The organism is Anaerobacillus arseniciselenatis (genome assembly GCF_001865995.1).
Taxonomy (GTDB): Bacteria; Bacillota; Bacilli; order Bacillales; family Anaerobacillaceae; genus Anaerobacillus; species Anaerobacillus arseniciselenatis.
Window position 1 is genome coordinate 316,859 of record NZ_MLQQ01000001.1, and the last position, 16,513, is coordinate 333,371.

At 36.7% G+C, this 16,513-nt stretch carries 15 protein-coding genes; 3 read left to right on the forward strand and 12 right to left on the reverse strand.

The window, feature by feature from the left end:
• Positions 1-84: 84 nt before the first annotated feature.
• From BKP35_RS01620 to uvsE, 8 genes are all read right to left on the reverse strand, one after another.
• Complete coding sequence (locus BKP35_RS01620; RefSeq protein WP_071311642.1) at positions 85-807, reverse strand: sirohydrochlorin chelatase; 723 nt, start codon at positions 805-807, stop codon at positions 85-87.
• A 16-nt stretch (positions 808-823) separates the two neighbouring features.
• Positions 824-2,281 (reverse strand): uroporphyrinogen-III C-methyltransferase, encoded by a 1,458-nt coding sequence (gene cobA, locus BKP35_RS01625; RefSeq protein ID WP_071311643.1) that lies wholly within the window; start codon positions 2,279-2,281, stop codon positions 824-826.
• Positions 2,282-2,328: 47 nt separating this feature from the next.
• Positions 2,329-2,538, reverse strand: a complete 210-nt coding sequence (locus BKP35_RS01630; RefSeq protein WP_071311644.1) for a DUF3906 family protein — start codon at positions 2,536-2,538, stop codon at positions 2,329-2,331.
• 5 nt (positions 2,539-2,543) lie between these two features.
• Positions 2,544-4,166, reverse strand: a complete 1,623-nt coding sequence (locus BKP35_RS01635) for a nitrite/sulfite reductase (RefSeq protein ID WP_071311645.1) — start codon at positions 4,164-4,166, stop codon at positions 2,544-2,546.
• A 40-nt stretch (positions 4,167-4,206) separates the two neighbouring features.
• Positions 4,207-4,356, reverse strand: coding sequence for a YezD family protein (locus BKP35_RS18820; RefSeq protein WP_245741828.1), 150 nt, complete (start codon positions 4,354-4,356; stop codon positions 4,207-4,209).
• 303 nt (positions 4,357-4,659) lie between these two features.
• Positions 4,660-6,291, reverse strand: a complete 1,632-nt coding sequence (locus tag BKP35_RS01645) for a nitrite/sulfite reductase (RefSeq protein ID WP_071311646.1) — start codon at positions 6,289-6,291, stop codon at positions 4,660-4,662.
• Between the two features lie 274 nt (positions 6,292-6,565).
• On the reverse strand, positions 6,566-7,729 hold the full coding sequence (locus BKP35_RS01650) for an aminotransferase A (RefSeq protein ID WP_071311647.1): 1,164 nt from the start codon (positions 7,727-7,729) through the stop codon (positions 6,566-6,568).
• Positions 7,730-7,825: 96 nt separating this feature from the next.
• On the reverse strand, positions 7,826-8,710 hold the full coding sequence (gene uvsE / locus BKP35_RS01655) for a UV DNA damage repair endonuclease UvsE (protein WP_071311648.1): 885 nt from the start codon (positions 8,708-8,710) through the stop codon (positions 7,826-7,828).
• A gap of 106 nt (positions 8,711-8,816) precedes the next feature.
• Here uvsE and BKP35_RS01660 point away from each other — a divergent pair, with 106 nt between their 5' ends.
• A complete protein-coding gene (locus BKP35_RS01660) occupies positions 8,817-10,190 on the forward strand; it encodes an MATE family efflux transporter (RefSeq protein WP_071311649.1) in 1,374 nt (457 codons plus the stop codon).
• A 788-nt stretch (positions 10,191-10,978) separates the two neighbouring features.
• Here the strand turns inward: BKP35_RS01660 and BKP35_RS01665 are convergent.
• The 3 genes from BKP35_RS01665 to BKP35_RS01675 form a co-directional block, all read right to left on the reverse strand.
• Complete coding sequence (locus BKP35_RS01665) at positions 10,979-11,803, reverse strand: YitT family protein (protein ID WP_071311650.1); 825 nt, start codon at positions 11,801-11,803, stop codon at positions 10,979-10,981.
• 23 nt (positions 11,804-11,826) lie between these two features.
• Positions 11,827-12,384: a tyrosine-type recombinase/integrase gene (locus BKP35_RS01670; protein ID WP_071311651.1), complete on the reverse strand. Its 558-nt coding sequence runs from the start codon at positions 12,382-12,384 to the stop codon at positions 11,827-11,829.
• Between the two features lie 136 nt (positions 12,385-12,520).
• Positions 12,521-13,672 (reverse strand): alpha/beta hydrolase, encoded by a 1,152-nt coding sequence (locus BKP35_RS01675; protein ID WP_245741829.1) that lies wholly within the window; start codon positions 13,670-13,672, stop codon positions 12,521-12,523.
• A gap of 239 nt (positions 13,673-13,911) precedes the next feature.
• On the opposite strand from BKP35_RS01675, the gene BKP35_RS01680 reads away from it, so the two are divergent.
• Entirely contained in the window at positions 13,912-15,144 is a 1,233-nt protein-coding gene (locus tag BKP35_RS01680; protein ID WP_071311652.1) for an aminopeptidase, read from the forward strand.
• Between the two features lie 165 nt (positions 15,145-15,309).
• On the opposite strand, the gene BKP35_RS01685 is transcribed toward BKP35_RS01680, so the two are convergent.
• Entirely contained in the window at positions 15,310-15,507 is a 198-nt protein-coding gene (locus tag BKP35_RS01685; RefSeq protein WP_071311653.1) for a YozQ family protein, read from the reverse strand.
• Between the two features lie 244 nt (positions 15,508-15,751).
• Here BKP35_RS01685 and BKP35_RS01690 point away from each other — a divergent pair, with 244 nt between their 5' ends.
• Complete coding sequence (locus BKP35_RS01690; RefSeq protein WP_337959625.1) at positions 15,752-16,420, forward strand: HAD family hydrolase; 669 nt, start codon at positions 15,752-15,754, stop codon at positions 16,418-16,420.
• Positions 16,421-16,513: the final 93 nt, after the last annotated feature.

The following is a 16,513-nucleotide window of genomic DNA, read 5'->3' on the forward strand; positions in this document are numbered from 1 at the left end:
AATAAATTTATTATCCGTCTATATTTGGTAAGCTCTGCATGGTGTCAGACACTTATGGGATAGCCCCTTCGTAGATATATGCAATTACAATGCCTGATTAATGAGTCGTGCTACTAATTCGACCATTCTTTGATCAGAGCCGATCGTCTCGCTAACAATAAAACGCTGATCATTAATTTCCGAAACAGATTTTTGAATTCTTTTGAATAAGATGCCATTAAATAGTAAGTAGGGCAAAATATAAATATGTTGATATGAAGACTGCCTAGCACTTTTGATCTCGTCTTCAAAAGTTGCTTCACCACCTACTAAAAAGCAACACTGTACATCTGCAGGGAGAAGCTTTTCACCTAGGTGATCACTAATTCTCGTAAACTCAGCGATCGCTTCTTTATCAAAGCTCCCTCTACCGACGAAAATGACGAGTGAGTTACGCTCAATTTGAAACTGTTTTTCAACAAGCCGTTCTTGTAAAATATTAAAGATAGCGTTTTGCCTACCTAGTGGATTTTCTAACTGAAACTTTATGTTCGGATACAACTTTTTCGCTTTTTTTAGAACTTCTGGTATATCATGCTTTGCATGACCAGCTGACAAAAGAAGCAGTGGAAAAACAACAATTTCTTTCGCACCTTTTTCAACACAAATCTTTACTTCATCGAGAATAGAAGGTACTGCCAATTCTAAAAACGCATATCGAAACAACTTTGTTTCACACTTTTGACCGACAATGTGAGCAAAATTTACGAATTGCTCATTAGATGTTTTTTTTCGACTACCATGCCCAACTAAAAGAACCGCCTTCATTATTTTAAACTCCTCATTAAATCACTTTTTCATGTTGCATCAAAAGTTGCTCAAAATCCTCGAAAGCGTTTCGATCAGTATACAGATCAACAACTACCTTATTTTTCTTAGCCTCAAGTAGAGTATTCTCACCAAAACAAATAACTTGACAGTTACGAATTAATTCATAAGGGTCGTAACCATCTTTTTTCACATTCTCAATAAAAACTTTTACAGATTTCGGTGATGAAAAAATAATCGTATTAAACCCGCCTTCTTCAACCGCTCGTTGAAAAGCAATTGTTGCAGGATGACTTGTTTGAAAGTCATGAGTTATTAAATAATCATGTTTATTTTTATCATTATTAAATTCCTCTAAAGATCCAACAATTAAACTCGAATTACATAATGAAGTTACAGTTGCTTGTTCAGCAAATAAACCTTTATTTTTTAAGGCCTCGACCGTTTCCGAATCTTTTGCCAAAAGCTGAGCTGTTAAAGAACGAATATCAATCCCATTATTTAATAAACTATCAAAAAATAACGGCACACTTTCCTTGGAGGAAAAGAAGACTTCGTTATAGTTCTTTAAATTTTTAAGCTTTTCGAGATACGTTTGATTTTCAGTCTCCGATTGAACGACGAGCTTCGGATATTCAAGCACTTCTGCACCATTGTTCAACAGCTCTTCTCTTTGACTAGCATCACTGTCTGGAAAAATAATTTTCTTACCGAATAATAATTTATTTTCGAACCATTGCAGTTTCTTTCTGAGAGAGGCGATGTTTCCTACAAGAGTGATTGCTGGGTTACTAATGTTATGTTTAGCTACTTCGCTTTCAATTGACGTCAGTGACCCTTCAACTACTTTTTGTTTTCCTGTTGTTCCCCATTGAATAACAGCCACTTTCGCTTCAGGAGAACGACCATTAGAAATCAACTGCTCACAAATGTACGGTAAGTTTTTAATACCCATATAAAAGGCTATTGTATCAATTCCCGTCGCTAACGCTGGCCAATTAATCAACGGCTTTCCGTCTGCCGATTTATCATGACCCGTTACTACCGTAAAGCTCGTACCGTACTCGCGGTGGGTGACAGGTATTCCTGCATAACTAGCTGTCGCTATTCCTGAGGTGATCCCTGGAACAATTTCATAACGAATGTTTTCTTTTTTCAAAGCTTCTGCTTCTTCTCCAACTCTTCCGAAAACACTAGGATCACCACCTTTTAAGCGAACAACCACTTTTCCAAGTTTTGCTTTTTCGACAAGCAAGTCATTGATCGCTTCTTGTCTTAATATGTGACGGTCTGGTAGTTTTCCACAATAAATCAATTCAGCGTCCGGTTTAGCTTCTTGTAATAAAAGCGGATTAACTAGTCGGTCATATAAAATGACCTCTGCTTTTTTTAGTGCACTGAGCCCTTTTACAGTGATTAACCTTTGGTCACCAGGACCTGCACCAACTAAATAGACGACTCCTTCTTTAAGCATCCTGTCACCTCCCTTTACTTTTTTGCTATGAGAAAATTGAGCTTTTACTATAACTTCTCAGTTATGACAAAAGCGGTTCCGCTGTTCGTAACCTTCTTACGCTCTAATAGAACAACTTCTTTAATGTCTGGAAACTTCAAAAAACTTTTCTCTACTTCAATTTCTGCACGCTTAAATGCTTGTTCATCACTTTCAGCTGCAACGACGACCGGTATTTCTTTGCTGTCTACTAACACAGTAAAATGATAGAGTTTCATACTTTTTACTCTCCTGCGAGTATTTCGTCTAACTCTGCTTGTAATGTTTCCACACCTACACGTTGGACAAAGTCGTAGAAATTTTCAGCTGCTACTTTTTCTTCTTTAAAGAACGTGAATAGTTGTTTTAAAACTTCTGGTAAGTCATCAGAAGCAATTCGCCCTTTTAACTTTTGATTAAATGTAGCACTCTCTTTCTCGAGCGTACCACCGACGTAAATTTCAAATGCTTCGATCATCCCTTTATCCTTCGTTTTCATTAATACGCCTTGAAGGCCGAGATCAGCAATTTGCCGTTGGCCACATGAGTTCGGACAACCGACCATATGAATTCTAACAGGCACATCTAATTCAAGTTGCTCATCTAAATATTCAGCAAGTTTACGAGTCGCTTCTTTCGTTTCTACTAACGCTAAATTACAGTATTCAATCCCAGTACATGCTACTGAATACCCAATAAAACTTTTGGGTTTAACGGTAATAGTTTCAAAGACTGGTTCAGCTAATAAGTCAGCAACTTTTTCGTCTGGAACGTTTGGAATTACGATATTTTGTGAGTTACACGTTCTAATCTCACCATTTCCATATGTTTTCGCGACATCTGCTAGAGCTAATAATTGCTCTGAATTCATTCTCCCAACAGGAACGTTAAAACCAGCATAACTTAAGCCTTCTTGCTTCTGCTTATGAACTCCGTAAAAATACCCAGCGTTCCAATTCTCAACTTTATCTTCACCTTTAGTAGGTAATTCTTTGCCATATACTTCAACTAATTTCCCAAGGAATTTCTCAGGACCCCAGTCTGCCATTAAAAACTTAAGGCGTGCACGGTGGCGTTTTTCACGATAACCATAGTCACGGTAAATTGACGTAATCGCGATCGCTACGTCTTTTACCTCTTCAGGGCGTACAAATGCATCTAATTCTTCAGCTAAGTATGGCTTTGAAGAAAGACCACCACCAACTTTCACATGAAACCCAACGACTTCTTCGCCGTCTATTTCCTTCGTCGCTGGCGTAAACGCTAAACAGTTAATACGATCATGCCCTGCATTATGAACATTAGATGAAATCGACATTTTAAATTTTCGTGGTAAGTTTGAAAAATCTTCATTTCTTTGGAAAAAATGATATACATCATTAACAATTTCACGCGTATCTATTAGTTCATTTCGGTCAATACCTGCTAACGGATTCCCGATAATCGTTCTCGGGATATCACCACAAGCTCCTACCGACGACAAACCAACTTCATTTAAACGCTTGTAAATGTCAGGAAGTTGTTCGATCGTCAACCAGTGATATTGAATCGCTTGACGCGTAGTAATATCAATCACGTCTCGCCCGTAATCTTTTCCGATATTTGCTAAAGTTACAGCTTGTTCATTACTAATAATTCCTGTTGGAATGTTAACGCGCATCATGAAGTAACCAGCTTCTTTTGGTTTTTGTAAGTAAAGGCCAGCCCATTTAAAGTGCCCCCACAATTCTTGAGGTATGGATTCAAACCCTTCTTTTGCATAATGGTCAATATCATTTAAAATATCTAACCCGTCTTTTTCAAGTTTATGAAGCTCCTCTTTACTTAACTTTGTACCATCACTTGCCCATGTTTTTTCGTATGCCATCATTTTCCTCCTATAATCTTTTTACAATTTAAAATTAAAGCTATTTCAAACGATGCTTCTCATTTTTTTCAATTTGAATCACTTTTCCATCTTGAACAATTAATGTAATCGAACCGAACTTAATATCCTTTAACATTTCTTGTAGTTTTAAAAAAGCTTTTTCATGCTCTTTCTCAAATTTATTAACCACCTCTACTCCCCCTTTTTTGCATGAGAATATGTAGCTCATTAAATCCCTAGTTATTTTATATGATTAATTGATATTTTAAGACTGTTCTTCATGAAAGTCAATGAAAAAGTATAAGGATGCTCTCAACAGTTCTTTAATCTGAAGAAGAGCATCCTTATACTATGTTAATGTTGTTACAGCTAAGAAAAGCGCATGTGCTACGAGCGAAAGGACTGAAGTGGCCGAGTTCGTAGCGCTGGAGCTAGACATCTTACCAACTTCAAAAAGAAATGAATTTTCTTATCTTTTAAAATAGGCATTCACTTATAAAGTCCGATTATAAATTAAAGCCTCGTCAAGCTTTTCTTGTAAAGTATCTACCCCAACCCTATGTGTGAAATGATAAAAGTTTTCGCCTATTTTTTTCTCTTCTTTAAAGAAAAACAATAACTCTTTCAACACTTCTTGAACATAAGTTACCGGGATTCTCCCAGTTAGTTTTTGATTAAAACATGCTTCGTCTCTTTCTAGTGTTCCACCGACGTATAATTCAAAAGCTTCGACCATTTTCGAATCTTTCGTTTTTAATTTACTTCCTTGAAGGCCGATATCAGCGATATGCCTTTGGCCACAGGAACTTGGGCAGCCTACTGCATTAATTCGAACTGGCACGTCCAATTCAATTTGCTCATCTAAATATGCTGTAATTTCCTGTATTCTTGTTTTTGTCTCAACTAAAGCGAAATTACAATATTCACTTCCTGTACACGAAACAGCATAGCCAATAAAACTTTTCGGCTGTGGAGAAAAAGTTTTAAAAATTTCTTCCATTAACATTTCATCGATTTTCTCATGCTGGACATTTGGAATAATGATATTTTGGGTCGTACACGTCCTCAGTTCACCGTTTCCATATTTTTTGGCAACCCGAGCAAGTTCGATAAATTCTCCAGAGTTGATTCTACCTACTGGAACATTTAACCCTATATAGCTAAACCCTTCTTGCTTCTGTTGGTGAACACCGTAGAAATAACCTCCATTCCATTCTTCTATCCGGTCTTTGCCTTTTGATAAAAGTTCGCTCCCGTAAATTTCAATTAGTTTTTCACGAAACTTCTCTGGCCCCAAATCTGCCATTAAAAATTTCAACCGTGCTCGATGTCTCTTTTGACGGTAACCATAATCACGATATATTGTTGTAACTGCAACAGCGACGTCTTTGACTTCATCTGGTCGTACAAAGACGTCTAACTCCTCAGCTAAGTGAGGAGTCGCGGATAATCCACCACCTACTTTAACATGGAAGCCAGTGACTTCAATACCATCAATTACTTTAGTAGCAGGAGTAAAAGCTAGACAATTAATTCGATCTTGACTGGAATTGTTTATATTGGAAGAAATTGATATTTTAAATTTTCTTGGTAAGTTCGAAAAATCCTTATTGTTTTGGAAAAACTGAAACAATTCATCTACTATTCCTCTCGTATCGATTAATTCATTTCGGTCGATCCCTGCTAATGGATTTCCTGAAATATTTCTCGGAATATCTCCTGCAGCTCCGACAGAAGACAAACCAACATTATCTAACCTTTTAAATATATCCGGCAGCTGTTCTACTGTAAGCCAATGAAACTGAATTGCTTGCCTGGTTGTAATATCAATAACATCTCTACCGTAATCCTTGCCAATACTTGCTAGTGCAATAGCTTGGTCATAAGTTAATATTCCTGAAGGTACATTAACTCGCATCATAAAGTATCCAGCTTCTCTAGGTTTCTGCAAATACATTCCAACCCATTTAAAATGTCCCCACTCTTCTTTCGGTATTGCTGCAAAACCTTGCTTAGCATAAGTTTCAATGTCTCCAATAATATCTAAGCCATCTTTTTTTAATTTAGCCTTCTCCTCTTTACTTAAATTCTGTTCATCTTTAGCCCACTGTTTTAAATATGCCATTGTTTCCTCCCCAAATTTAAAGATATATACTAAAAAAAACCAAAAGCAACGCCTCAATAGAGATTTCCTCTAGTGAAAAGTCGCCTTTAGTTTGTCTAGTCAATGTGTGTAATTCAACGTCCTTTTACGTATTTACTTAAATTCATACTTTTTCTATATGTTTTATTGATATTTTAAATATTGTTACTATGAATTGTCAATATAAATTTTCTGATTATTATTTTCTCATACAAAAACGGGGACAGCACCCGTTAAATAACATAATTACAGCATATTAACCTAGTTCGAGCTCATTAATAAATTTCTCGATGCGATCACAGCCTTCTTCAAGAATTTCTATGCTGTAAGCGTAAGATAACCTTAAATAACCTTCGCCATAGTCAGAAAAAGCAGTTCCTGGTACACAGGCAACTCTTCCTTCTTCAAGCAGTTTTGTTGCAAACTCATTTGAAGTCATACCGAATTTGGCTATTGATGGGAATAAATAAAATGCGCCTTCTGGTTTAACAACCTCGATTCCCATACTTAATAAACGATCATAAACATAAGCACGGCGTTTTTCATATTCGGATCGCATCGAGAGTGCATCATCTATTCCAACCGTCAACGCTTCAAGGGCTGCATGTTGTGATACTGAACTAGCGCAGCTCACATTATACTGGTGAACTTTAAGAATATGTTTACTTATATTCGCAGGTGCAAAAACAAAACCGATGCGCCAACCAGTCATTGAGTGTGACTTTGACAATCCGTTAATAATGATCGTTTTTTCTTTCATTCCTGGAAATGAAGCGATTGATTGGTGCTCTTGACCGTACACTAATTCACTATAAATTTCATCCGAGACAACAAAAATTTCACGCTCTCTTAAAACTCCAGCAATATCCGCTAATTCTTCCTCCGTTAAAATACACCCTGTTGGGTTTGATGGATAAGGTAAAAATACACATCTTGTTTTATCAGTGATTGCAGCTTCAATTTGAGCCGCTGTTAATTTGAAGTTCGTCCCTCGAGTATCAATGTAGACAGGAGTAGCACCACACATTTTGATAATCGGTTCGTAGGCAGGATACACAGGCCCAGGTAAAATTACTTCCGCCCCTTCTTCTAAAATCGTACGTAATGTAATGTCAATCCCTTGGCTCGCACCAATCGTCGTTATGACTTCTGTTTTTGGGTCATAGGCTAATTGATATTTTTTTTCGAGAAATTGACTTGCGGCAATACATAATTCATCTAAACCGGCATTTTTCGTATAGTTTGTCCTATTATTATCAATGGCTTTTTTGCCTGCTTCTTTAATATGATCAGGTGTCGGAAAATCCGGTTGACCAATCGTAAGTTGAATCGCATCAGGGTAATTGGCAACCATATTAAAAAATTGGCGAATTCCTGAAATTTGAATGTTTTTCACTTCGTTATTAATTAAATGCTCCATCTTTCACTGCTTCCTTTCATACGTAGCTTTTCCAATTTGACAATACAAGTATTGTAGCAAAAAACAGTTCTAAACAGAACAATTATGATAAGTTTTCTACTGCGTCTCTTTTAGATCTGATTTTATTTTTAAAACTGCTAACTCTTTTTTCTTCGCTTCAAACATTAAATCAATATTACGTCCTGATAATAAATCTATAAATGCATCAAAATCTCCCTTTAAAATATAGTCGTGATGAGCAGTATCTGTTTTTGAATTTCTCCCTGAACTAATATGCATTTTCGGTAAACGAACACCTTCCCAACTATGTACAACACGATCTAACAGTTTAGCAATTTCAATTTCCTCAAAGCGATTACAATTATGGTGGTGAATATCAAAACAAATTGGTACCCCTGTTTCACTATGAATGTCGAGAACATCTTGGACATGAAATGATTTATGATCATTTTCTAAAATTAGTTTCTTTTTGATGTCATTGCTTAGTTGACGATAATTGTTCACCCAACGGTTTTTCGCTTTAGTTTTATCACCATATACTCCACCAACATGGATGACCATGTCAGTACCACCCATTAAATTAAGTAATTTATTATGATACTCAATGTCACGTAACGCATTTTTAACCACTTTTTCATTAGGTGAGTTAATGATCGTGTATTGTCCTGGGTGAACACTTAATCTCATATGACTAGTTTGCTGTAACTGTTTAATTTCCTCGGTAATTGTTAGGACATCTTCATCCCGCCACCAATCCCAAGCTAAAATTTCATGACTCCCGAAAGGAACGATGTCACTGCTAACACGGAAAAAGTTTATTCCATGCTCTTGATTCCATTCCAATATTGTTTTAACAGAATGTAAATTTAATAAAGTTAGTTCTTTTATTTTTTTCATTCCTTCAATTTCTACTGTACGAATGCGGCACGTTCTCATTTTTAAACCTAATGTCACATTTAAACATGCATAGCCTAATTTCATTCATCCGCCTCTTTCCTTGTTTAATGGCTTAATTTGGGGCTGTCCCATTTAGTAGTTTTCTGATATACTTTCGTTCGTATGACTTATTTTAAGGGTGGTGACAACAATGAAAGAGACAACAACTTTAAGACAAAAAATATCCCAATTTTTATATGTATTAGTTCCTATTTTAGTCACCCAAATTGCCCTATATTCAATGAACCTTTTTGATACAATGATGAGTGGAAACGTAAGTTCCAATGACTTAGCGGGTGTTGCGATAGGCTCAAGCCTTTGGGTTCCTATTTTCACTGGAATTTCCGGAATTTTAATGGCCATTACTCCTATTGTTGCCCAACACCTTGGAGCAAATAATAAAAAAGAAGTTCCATATGCTGTTGTCCAAGGAATCTACTTATCTATCGCATTGGCGATCATTGTTATTATATTGGGTTTCCTATTCTTAAATCCAATATTAAGCTTAATGAACCTCGATCCAGTCGTTGAGAAAATCGCTAGAGAGTATTTAATCGCTTTAGCTATTGGGGTCATTCCGCTTTTTGCTTATACAGTGCTACGTTCATTTATGGATGCGTTAGGACATACTCGAGTAACGATGATTATTACACTGTTATCATTACCAATAAATATCTTTTTCAACTATATTCTTATTTTTGGAAAACTTGGCTTCCCCCAATTAGGTGGTGTAGGCGCAGGATATGCCTCAACAATTACGTACATCTGTATTACTTTGATGGCCGTTTATTTTATTCATCGAGTGACGCCATTTGCAGAATATCAAGTTTTCTTAAATTGGTTTAAAGTTTCTTTTCAGTCTTGGAAAGAAATATTAAAAATCGGCGTACCGAGTGGATTAGCTATCTTTTGTGAGACAAGTATTTTCGCAGCGGTCACATTACTCATGGCTAAATTTAGTACGATTACAATCGCCGCCCACCAGGCTGCTCTGAATTTTGCATCGCTTTTATATATGATGCCATTAAGTATCTCGATCGCCTTAACGATTACGGTTGGCTTTGAAGTCGGGGCAAAACGGTTTAAAGATGCGCGAAGCTATAGTTATTTAGGGATAAGTTCGGGGCTTATTTTAGGAGTTTTAGCATCAGTTATTTTATTTGTATTTAATAAACAAGTTGGAATGCTCTATACGACAGAGCCGGAAGTGTTAGATTTAATCCAGCAATTTTTAATTTATGCAATCTTTTTCCAACTTTCTGACGCTATTGGTGCGCCAATTCAAGGGGCACTTCGAGGATATAAAGATGTCAATGTTACATTTCTTTTAGCCGTCGTCTCTTTCTGGGTAATCGGCTTACCGTTAGGATATGTATTAGCTAAGTTTACAGAATTTGGTCCGTTCGGTTATTGGTTAGGGTTAATTATAGGCCTTGCATCAGGAGCAGTTTTTCTATTTTTACGCCTTCGGGTCATCCAAAAAAGAACGATTTCTAGTAAAACTAATCTAAAAATAGCTGGATAAGGATAATGGTTCATGCGAGAAGATCTTGCGTTACCTTTTGGGTGATGCGACACTTTGTTCGGGCGCGCGAGAAGGTCTCGCGTTACCTTTTGGGTGATGCGACACTTTGTTCGGGCGCGCGAGAAGGTCTCGCGTTACCTTTTGGGTGATGTGACGCTTCGTTCGGGCACGCGAGAAGGTCTCGCGTTACCTTTTGGGTGATGTGACGCTTCGTTCAGGCACGGAAGAAGATCTTGCGTTACCTTTTGAGTTATGTGACGCTTTGTTCGGGCACGCGAGAAGGTCTCGCGTTACCTTTTGGGTGATGTGACGCTTCGTTCGGGCACGCGAGAAGGTCTTGCGTTACCTTTTGGGTGATGTGACGCTTCGTTCGGGCACGCGAGAAGGTCTTGCGTTACCTTTTGGGTGATGTGACGCTTCGTTCGGGCACGCGAGAAGGTCTCGCGTTACCTTTTGGGTGATGTGACGCTTCGTTCGGGCACGCGAGAAGGTCTTGCGTTACCTTTTAGTTGATGTGAAACTCGGTTAGGTCACGCGAAAATTTCTTACGTGCACTTTATCTGTAACCGTCAAATCATCCACACCTTCTAAAGATAATCTGTTTATGCAAAAAAAACTGATTACTCTTCCTAACTTAAAACTAGAGAAGAGTAATCCCACAATATTGTACCCCCACAAATTACGCCGCACGAAATTTATTCACTTTTTCCAACAAGTGAAAAGTGAAAATCTTCCGTTAATGGAACATTTTAGAAATGACACAATCGCATACGATCCCACATATTCTCTTACAGCTTCCTTTTCACCCCTGCTGTTTCTGCTACCAAAGATGCTTCCAAAATCGCCGATGGATCAACTGACAAGACGATGTCCCTTAACTTCGGATACATAAGCCTATCAGTAATACAATAGATTAGTTGAACTTGCTCTCCTGTATAACCACCTGTTCCATCTAGGTATGTAATTGAAATGCCTAATTCATCAATTAACGTCTCTCCGATTTCTACTGGTTTACTTGAGATGATCATCACTGATTTACCTTGGTTAATACCATCTAAAATAAAGTCGATTGCCTTTGTTACAATAAAAAATATCGCAATCGAAAACATCGCTTTTTCCAATGAAAATACAAATGCCGCCATCGAGAGAATAACTGCGTTAATTGCTAATAAAAATTTACTAATACTGATATTATATTTTTTATTAATCCAAATCGCGATCATTTCAGAGCCGTCAATAGCGCCCCCAGCTTTAACGACTAAACCAATTCCTAATCCGAGTAATAGACCACCGTAAAGAACAATTAATACTTCAGAAGATGTGATCGCTGGAAATGGTTCAAAATATATTAAAGCGATTGTCGTTACTACATTGGCATAAAAAGTTCGAAAAACAAATTTCTTCCCCATGTACTTACCGGCAATAATTAATGACGGGATATTTAATAAAATAAAAACAAGCCAAATTGGAATACTCCATAAACGATGTGCCATAATTGCAATTGCTGTAACTCCACCATCAACTAGCCCATTAGGCGCAAGAATTAACTCAAGTCCAACTGCAACAATGATGGAACCAATCGTTAACAATAAATAATTAAATAGTTTGTCCATAAATCATAAGCCTTTCCTCTCCCTTACAAATTTACATCGATTTTTGGGTATGTTTCTTCATCTTTTGAGATGCCGATGTATTTCATTGTTTCTCCTCGCGATGAATGGTGAAAGATTTTTTGCAACAACGAGATCGCAACTCCCCCTCGATAGGCATGATATCCAAACGTTTTCCGTAATGTATGTGTACCAATTTTTGAATCAATCCCTACTTCTCTAGCGACTGAATTAATAATTCGATATGCTTGTTGTCTCGTAATCGGCAAATCGCCTTTTTTTGATTTAAATAAATAATTGTCAGAAGAAAGGGAGGGTACTGTTGGGATGTAGATATCTATCGCTTCTTTCACTTGTTCATTTAAGAAAATTTTTGTTTCTTCGGTTCCTTCAATGACTAGAAATTCCCTAATGATATCGTCCTCTACAAGTTCTCCCTTTTTTATATTTAAGATTTCACTAATTTTTAAGCCTGTATTAATGCCTAAAGTAAATAAAAGATAATCTCTTTTAGACCGCTTAAATAATATCTCTTTAATCTCTCTTATTTTTTGCCGGTCTTTAATTGCCTCGACGAACTCCATTTTTTACACCTTCTTCACTTATGTTACATAACAACATTATAACACAGTTATAAGTAACGTTTTATATGAATATTTTAACGGTGACCGCTTTTTATGCCATCGGTTTTATTGTTAGTTGTCCGATTCAATCATTGATTTAATTAAGCAAATCTTGAACAATTAAAAACGCAGCAATTGCATACGATTCTAAATATTCTCTTACCCCTTCTTTACCTTTAGGTGGAGAGACCATTTCTTTTACTAACGTTTGCTGAACTTCTTCCCCTTCAAACATGTTTTTTAAATAAGAAACTGTTTCTCGTAAGCCATGGTTACCTAAATTCATCACTTCATAAAAAGAAATAAAACCGTGCATAACCCCTTCATAATGTAAATGCTTTACAGGCACTCCAGAGTTTGCAAGTCTTTCCCCATATTGTTCGCCTTCATCTTTTAACGGGTCGAATTCAGCTGTAATAATTAGCGTCGGTGGTAAGTCCTCAAGACTTTCTGCATTCAAAGGCGAGTTATATGGGCTTAGCCACATCTCTTCTTCCGGTGTGTACAAATCTCTCGCACGATACATGACGCTTCTTGCTAATAAATAATAACCACTATCATAAATAATCCTCGATTGTAAAGGTAAGTCTTGAAACGTCGTTAATGGATAAAGGAGTGCTTGTGCCACGAGCTCGGGACCTTGAAAATCTCTAGTCATTAATGCAACAGCCGTCGCTAAATTGCCTCCAGCACTATCTCCTGCAACTGCAATGCGATCTGAATCACCATTAAATCTTTCAGCATGCTCATATGCCCACAAGAGTGCTTCATAACTATCCTCTACCGCTGTTGGAAATACATATTGTGGTGCGACACGATAGCCTACAGCAATGACAACACTTTGCGTTCGTGCCGATAATGCCCGAATAATATTATCATGGGTTTCAATGTTCCCATACCCCTCTAAAAAAGCCCCACCGTGATAATATAATATGACCGGATGTGGGCCCTCACGCTTCGGGTAGTATACTCTAATCGGGATCTCACCTTCTTCTACCGGCATTAAAAGATCCTCTCTAGCAATTGTCGCTGGCCTCTGTTGTATTAAAAAACGGGGCGGCTGCATATCTGGTGTCACAATGTTATTATTAATCGCATAAAGAAGGACTGCTGTTTTCGGTGGCAGTCGCCCTTCATCTGTTATTGACCAATAATGAACAGATACGATGACATAACCAACAAATAAAAGAAAAAAAGCAAGTATGATTGCGACAGTTCTTTTGACTATTTTAAAAATTTTATGTTTCACGAAGGACGCTCCTTTCCCCTTTTATTTTATCAATCCAAGCCTATTAATAACAGTAAAGTAACCTTCCGTTTTATTGTGTTCATGACTTCTATTTCTGAAAAAAGAAATTGTTGGAAATAAATATAGATTATGAAATGATTGAAGACTTAGGATTTGAAATTGAATAAATTGTTCATCGCTCCTTATGTTTGTTAAAATAGACAAATGAATGAAAATATTACATAGTGAGGAGCATAATGATGAGTACATTCGAACAAAATTTAGAAAAATATGCAGAACTTGCAGTCAAAGTCGGAATTAATATTCAAAAAGGACAAACGTTAGTGATTAACGGTCCAACCAATAATATGGAATTTGTACGTCTCGTTGCTAAAAAGGCGTATGAAGCAGGAGCTAAAAACGTTCATGTTGAATGGAATGATGAACAACTTTCTTTATTAAAGTATCAACTTGCCCCTGATGAAGCTTTTACAGAGTTTCCTATGTGGAAGGCGAAAGGCTTTGAAGAAATGGCTGAAAACGGTGCAGCTTTTATGAGCATTGTCGCTTCTAACCCTGATTTACTGAAAGAAGTAGATCCTGAAAGAATTGCAAATGCTAATAAAACAGCTGGTAAAGCGATGGAAAAGTATCGTAGTTATGTTCAAGCAGATAAAGTAAGTTGGTGTGTCATTGCCGCGCCTTCAAAAGAGTGGGCGAAAAAAGTATTCCCGAATACGTCTGATGACGAAAGCGTAGAAAAGCTTTGGGAAGCAATTTTAATGGCAACACGTGCCGATTTAGAAGATCCAGTTTCTGCTTGGAGAGAACATAATCGTAAATTACTAAGTAAAGTAGATTACTTAAACAATAAAAAATACGCTAAACTTCATTACAAAGCACCAGGAACTGATTTAACGATCGAACTTCCTGAAAAACATTTATGGGTTGGGGGCGGTGGTCCTAACGAATCTGGCGTCGAGTTCGTTGCAAACATGCCAACAGAAGAAGTCTTTACGCTTCCGAAAAAAGATGGCGTAAATGGTGTTGTATCAAGTACAAAACCACTAAACTACAGCGGAAATATTATCGATAACTTTAGCTTAACTTTCGAAAACGGAAAGGTTGTTGATTTTACAGCTGAAGAAGGATATGAAACATTAAAAAGGTTAATCGAAACGGATGAAGGCTCACATTTCTTAGGCGAAGTTGCCTTAGTCCCTCACGATTCACCAATTTCAAACTCTAACATTCTTTTTTACAACACACTGTTTGATGAAAATGCATCTAGCCATTTAGCGATTGGGAATGCCTACTCCTTCAACCTTGATGGTGGAAAAACAATGTCTAAAGAAGAATTACAACAAAATGGCGCTAACACAAGTATCACTCACGTTGACTTCATGATCGGTTCAGGTGAAATGAATATCGAAGCCGAAACGAAGGATGGCAAACGTGAACCATTATTTAAAGACGGTAATTGGGCGTTTTAAAATATAAAAATCTCAACACAAAATTCATAAAGGGGCTGTCCGATAAGAGTCTGACAACACTTATCGGAATGGCCCCTTTCTTATTAAGACTAACAATGTGGTCATTAGATGAGAATAGTTTTTTTATCCAAGCTTAGTGAGGAACCTCCCCACTTAATCTCGACATCACTTTTTCGGAAATTGTTTTTCTTTTTCTTCTAGGTTGTCGATTTTCCCGTCAATTGTGCCTTCAGTTAACGTATCACTTACTTGTTCATGTGTAATTGCAAGGCCTTTATCAATTTCTTCGGAACTATTGTAATCAGACGGATCAAAAGAATTTTCAGCTACTTGAGAGCTTTTGTTATTATTTTTCTTACCCAAAGTTGAAACACCTCCTTACTTGTAGTATGACCTCTTTCACCATAACGTATTGACTTAGGAAAAAAGAAACTTGCAATTACATTTAACAAAATCATACAATTGGTATTATTTAATGAATTTCATAATTCAATATTATTGCCATTAAGTATCTATATGGAGTTGCGTCAAGTCGCTTACAACTACATATAGTCTTGATATGGCTCAATTTTTATGAAATTCACTCTATTAAGAAACAGATAGGAAGGTGCATCAATTGAAAGTAGCTATTTTTGATTTTGATGGAACTCTATTTCCAGAAGAAACATTTCCTTTAATGATGAATCATTTAAAGCAACATCCAAAATATAAAAATAAATACCGTCGTTTTATTACAAAAATTTTACCTATTTATGTCGCTTATAAAACGAACTTTTATCCTGAGCAAAAAATGAAAGAGTATTCAATGCGAACTTACATTTCATCTTTCAAAAAAGCTTCCGCAAAGGAAATCAATCAATTTTTCTTTGAAATAGGTTCAGATATGCGTAAAAACTTAAACGCCTCTGTGTTAGAAAGGATTGATTTACATCGCAAAAATGGGTATTATATTATGCTTGTTTCAGGTGCCTTTTTACCTTTATTACAAGCAGTAACTAAAGACATTCCTTTTGATAGCATCATTGGCACAAGTGTTCCTTTAAAGAACGACTTATTCGATAAAAACACACCGATCATTCACATACACGGTGCAAGAAAGAAGGATAAAATTTTTGCCCAACTAGCAAATGACTCGATTGATTGGGAAAACAGCTTTGCATATGGAGATAGTTATTCAGATTTAGATGTACTAGAACTCGTTGGAAATCCAGTAGCTGTGAAACCTGAACCTCGACTTTTACAAATAGCAGAGCAGCGGCAGTGGGAAGTCATTTAAATAAGTGCTGTCAAAAAAAAATGTCTGACAATTGTTTTTGACAGCACAATAAGTAAATAGTAACAAACTTTTAAGAGCATAAAAAAGAAGGCT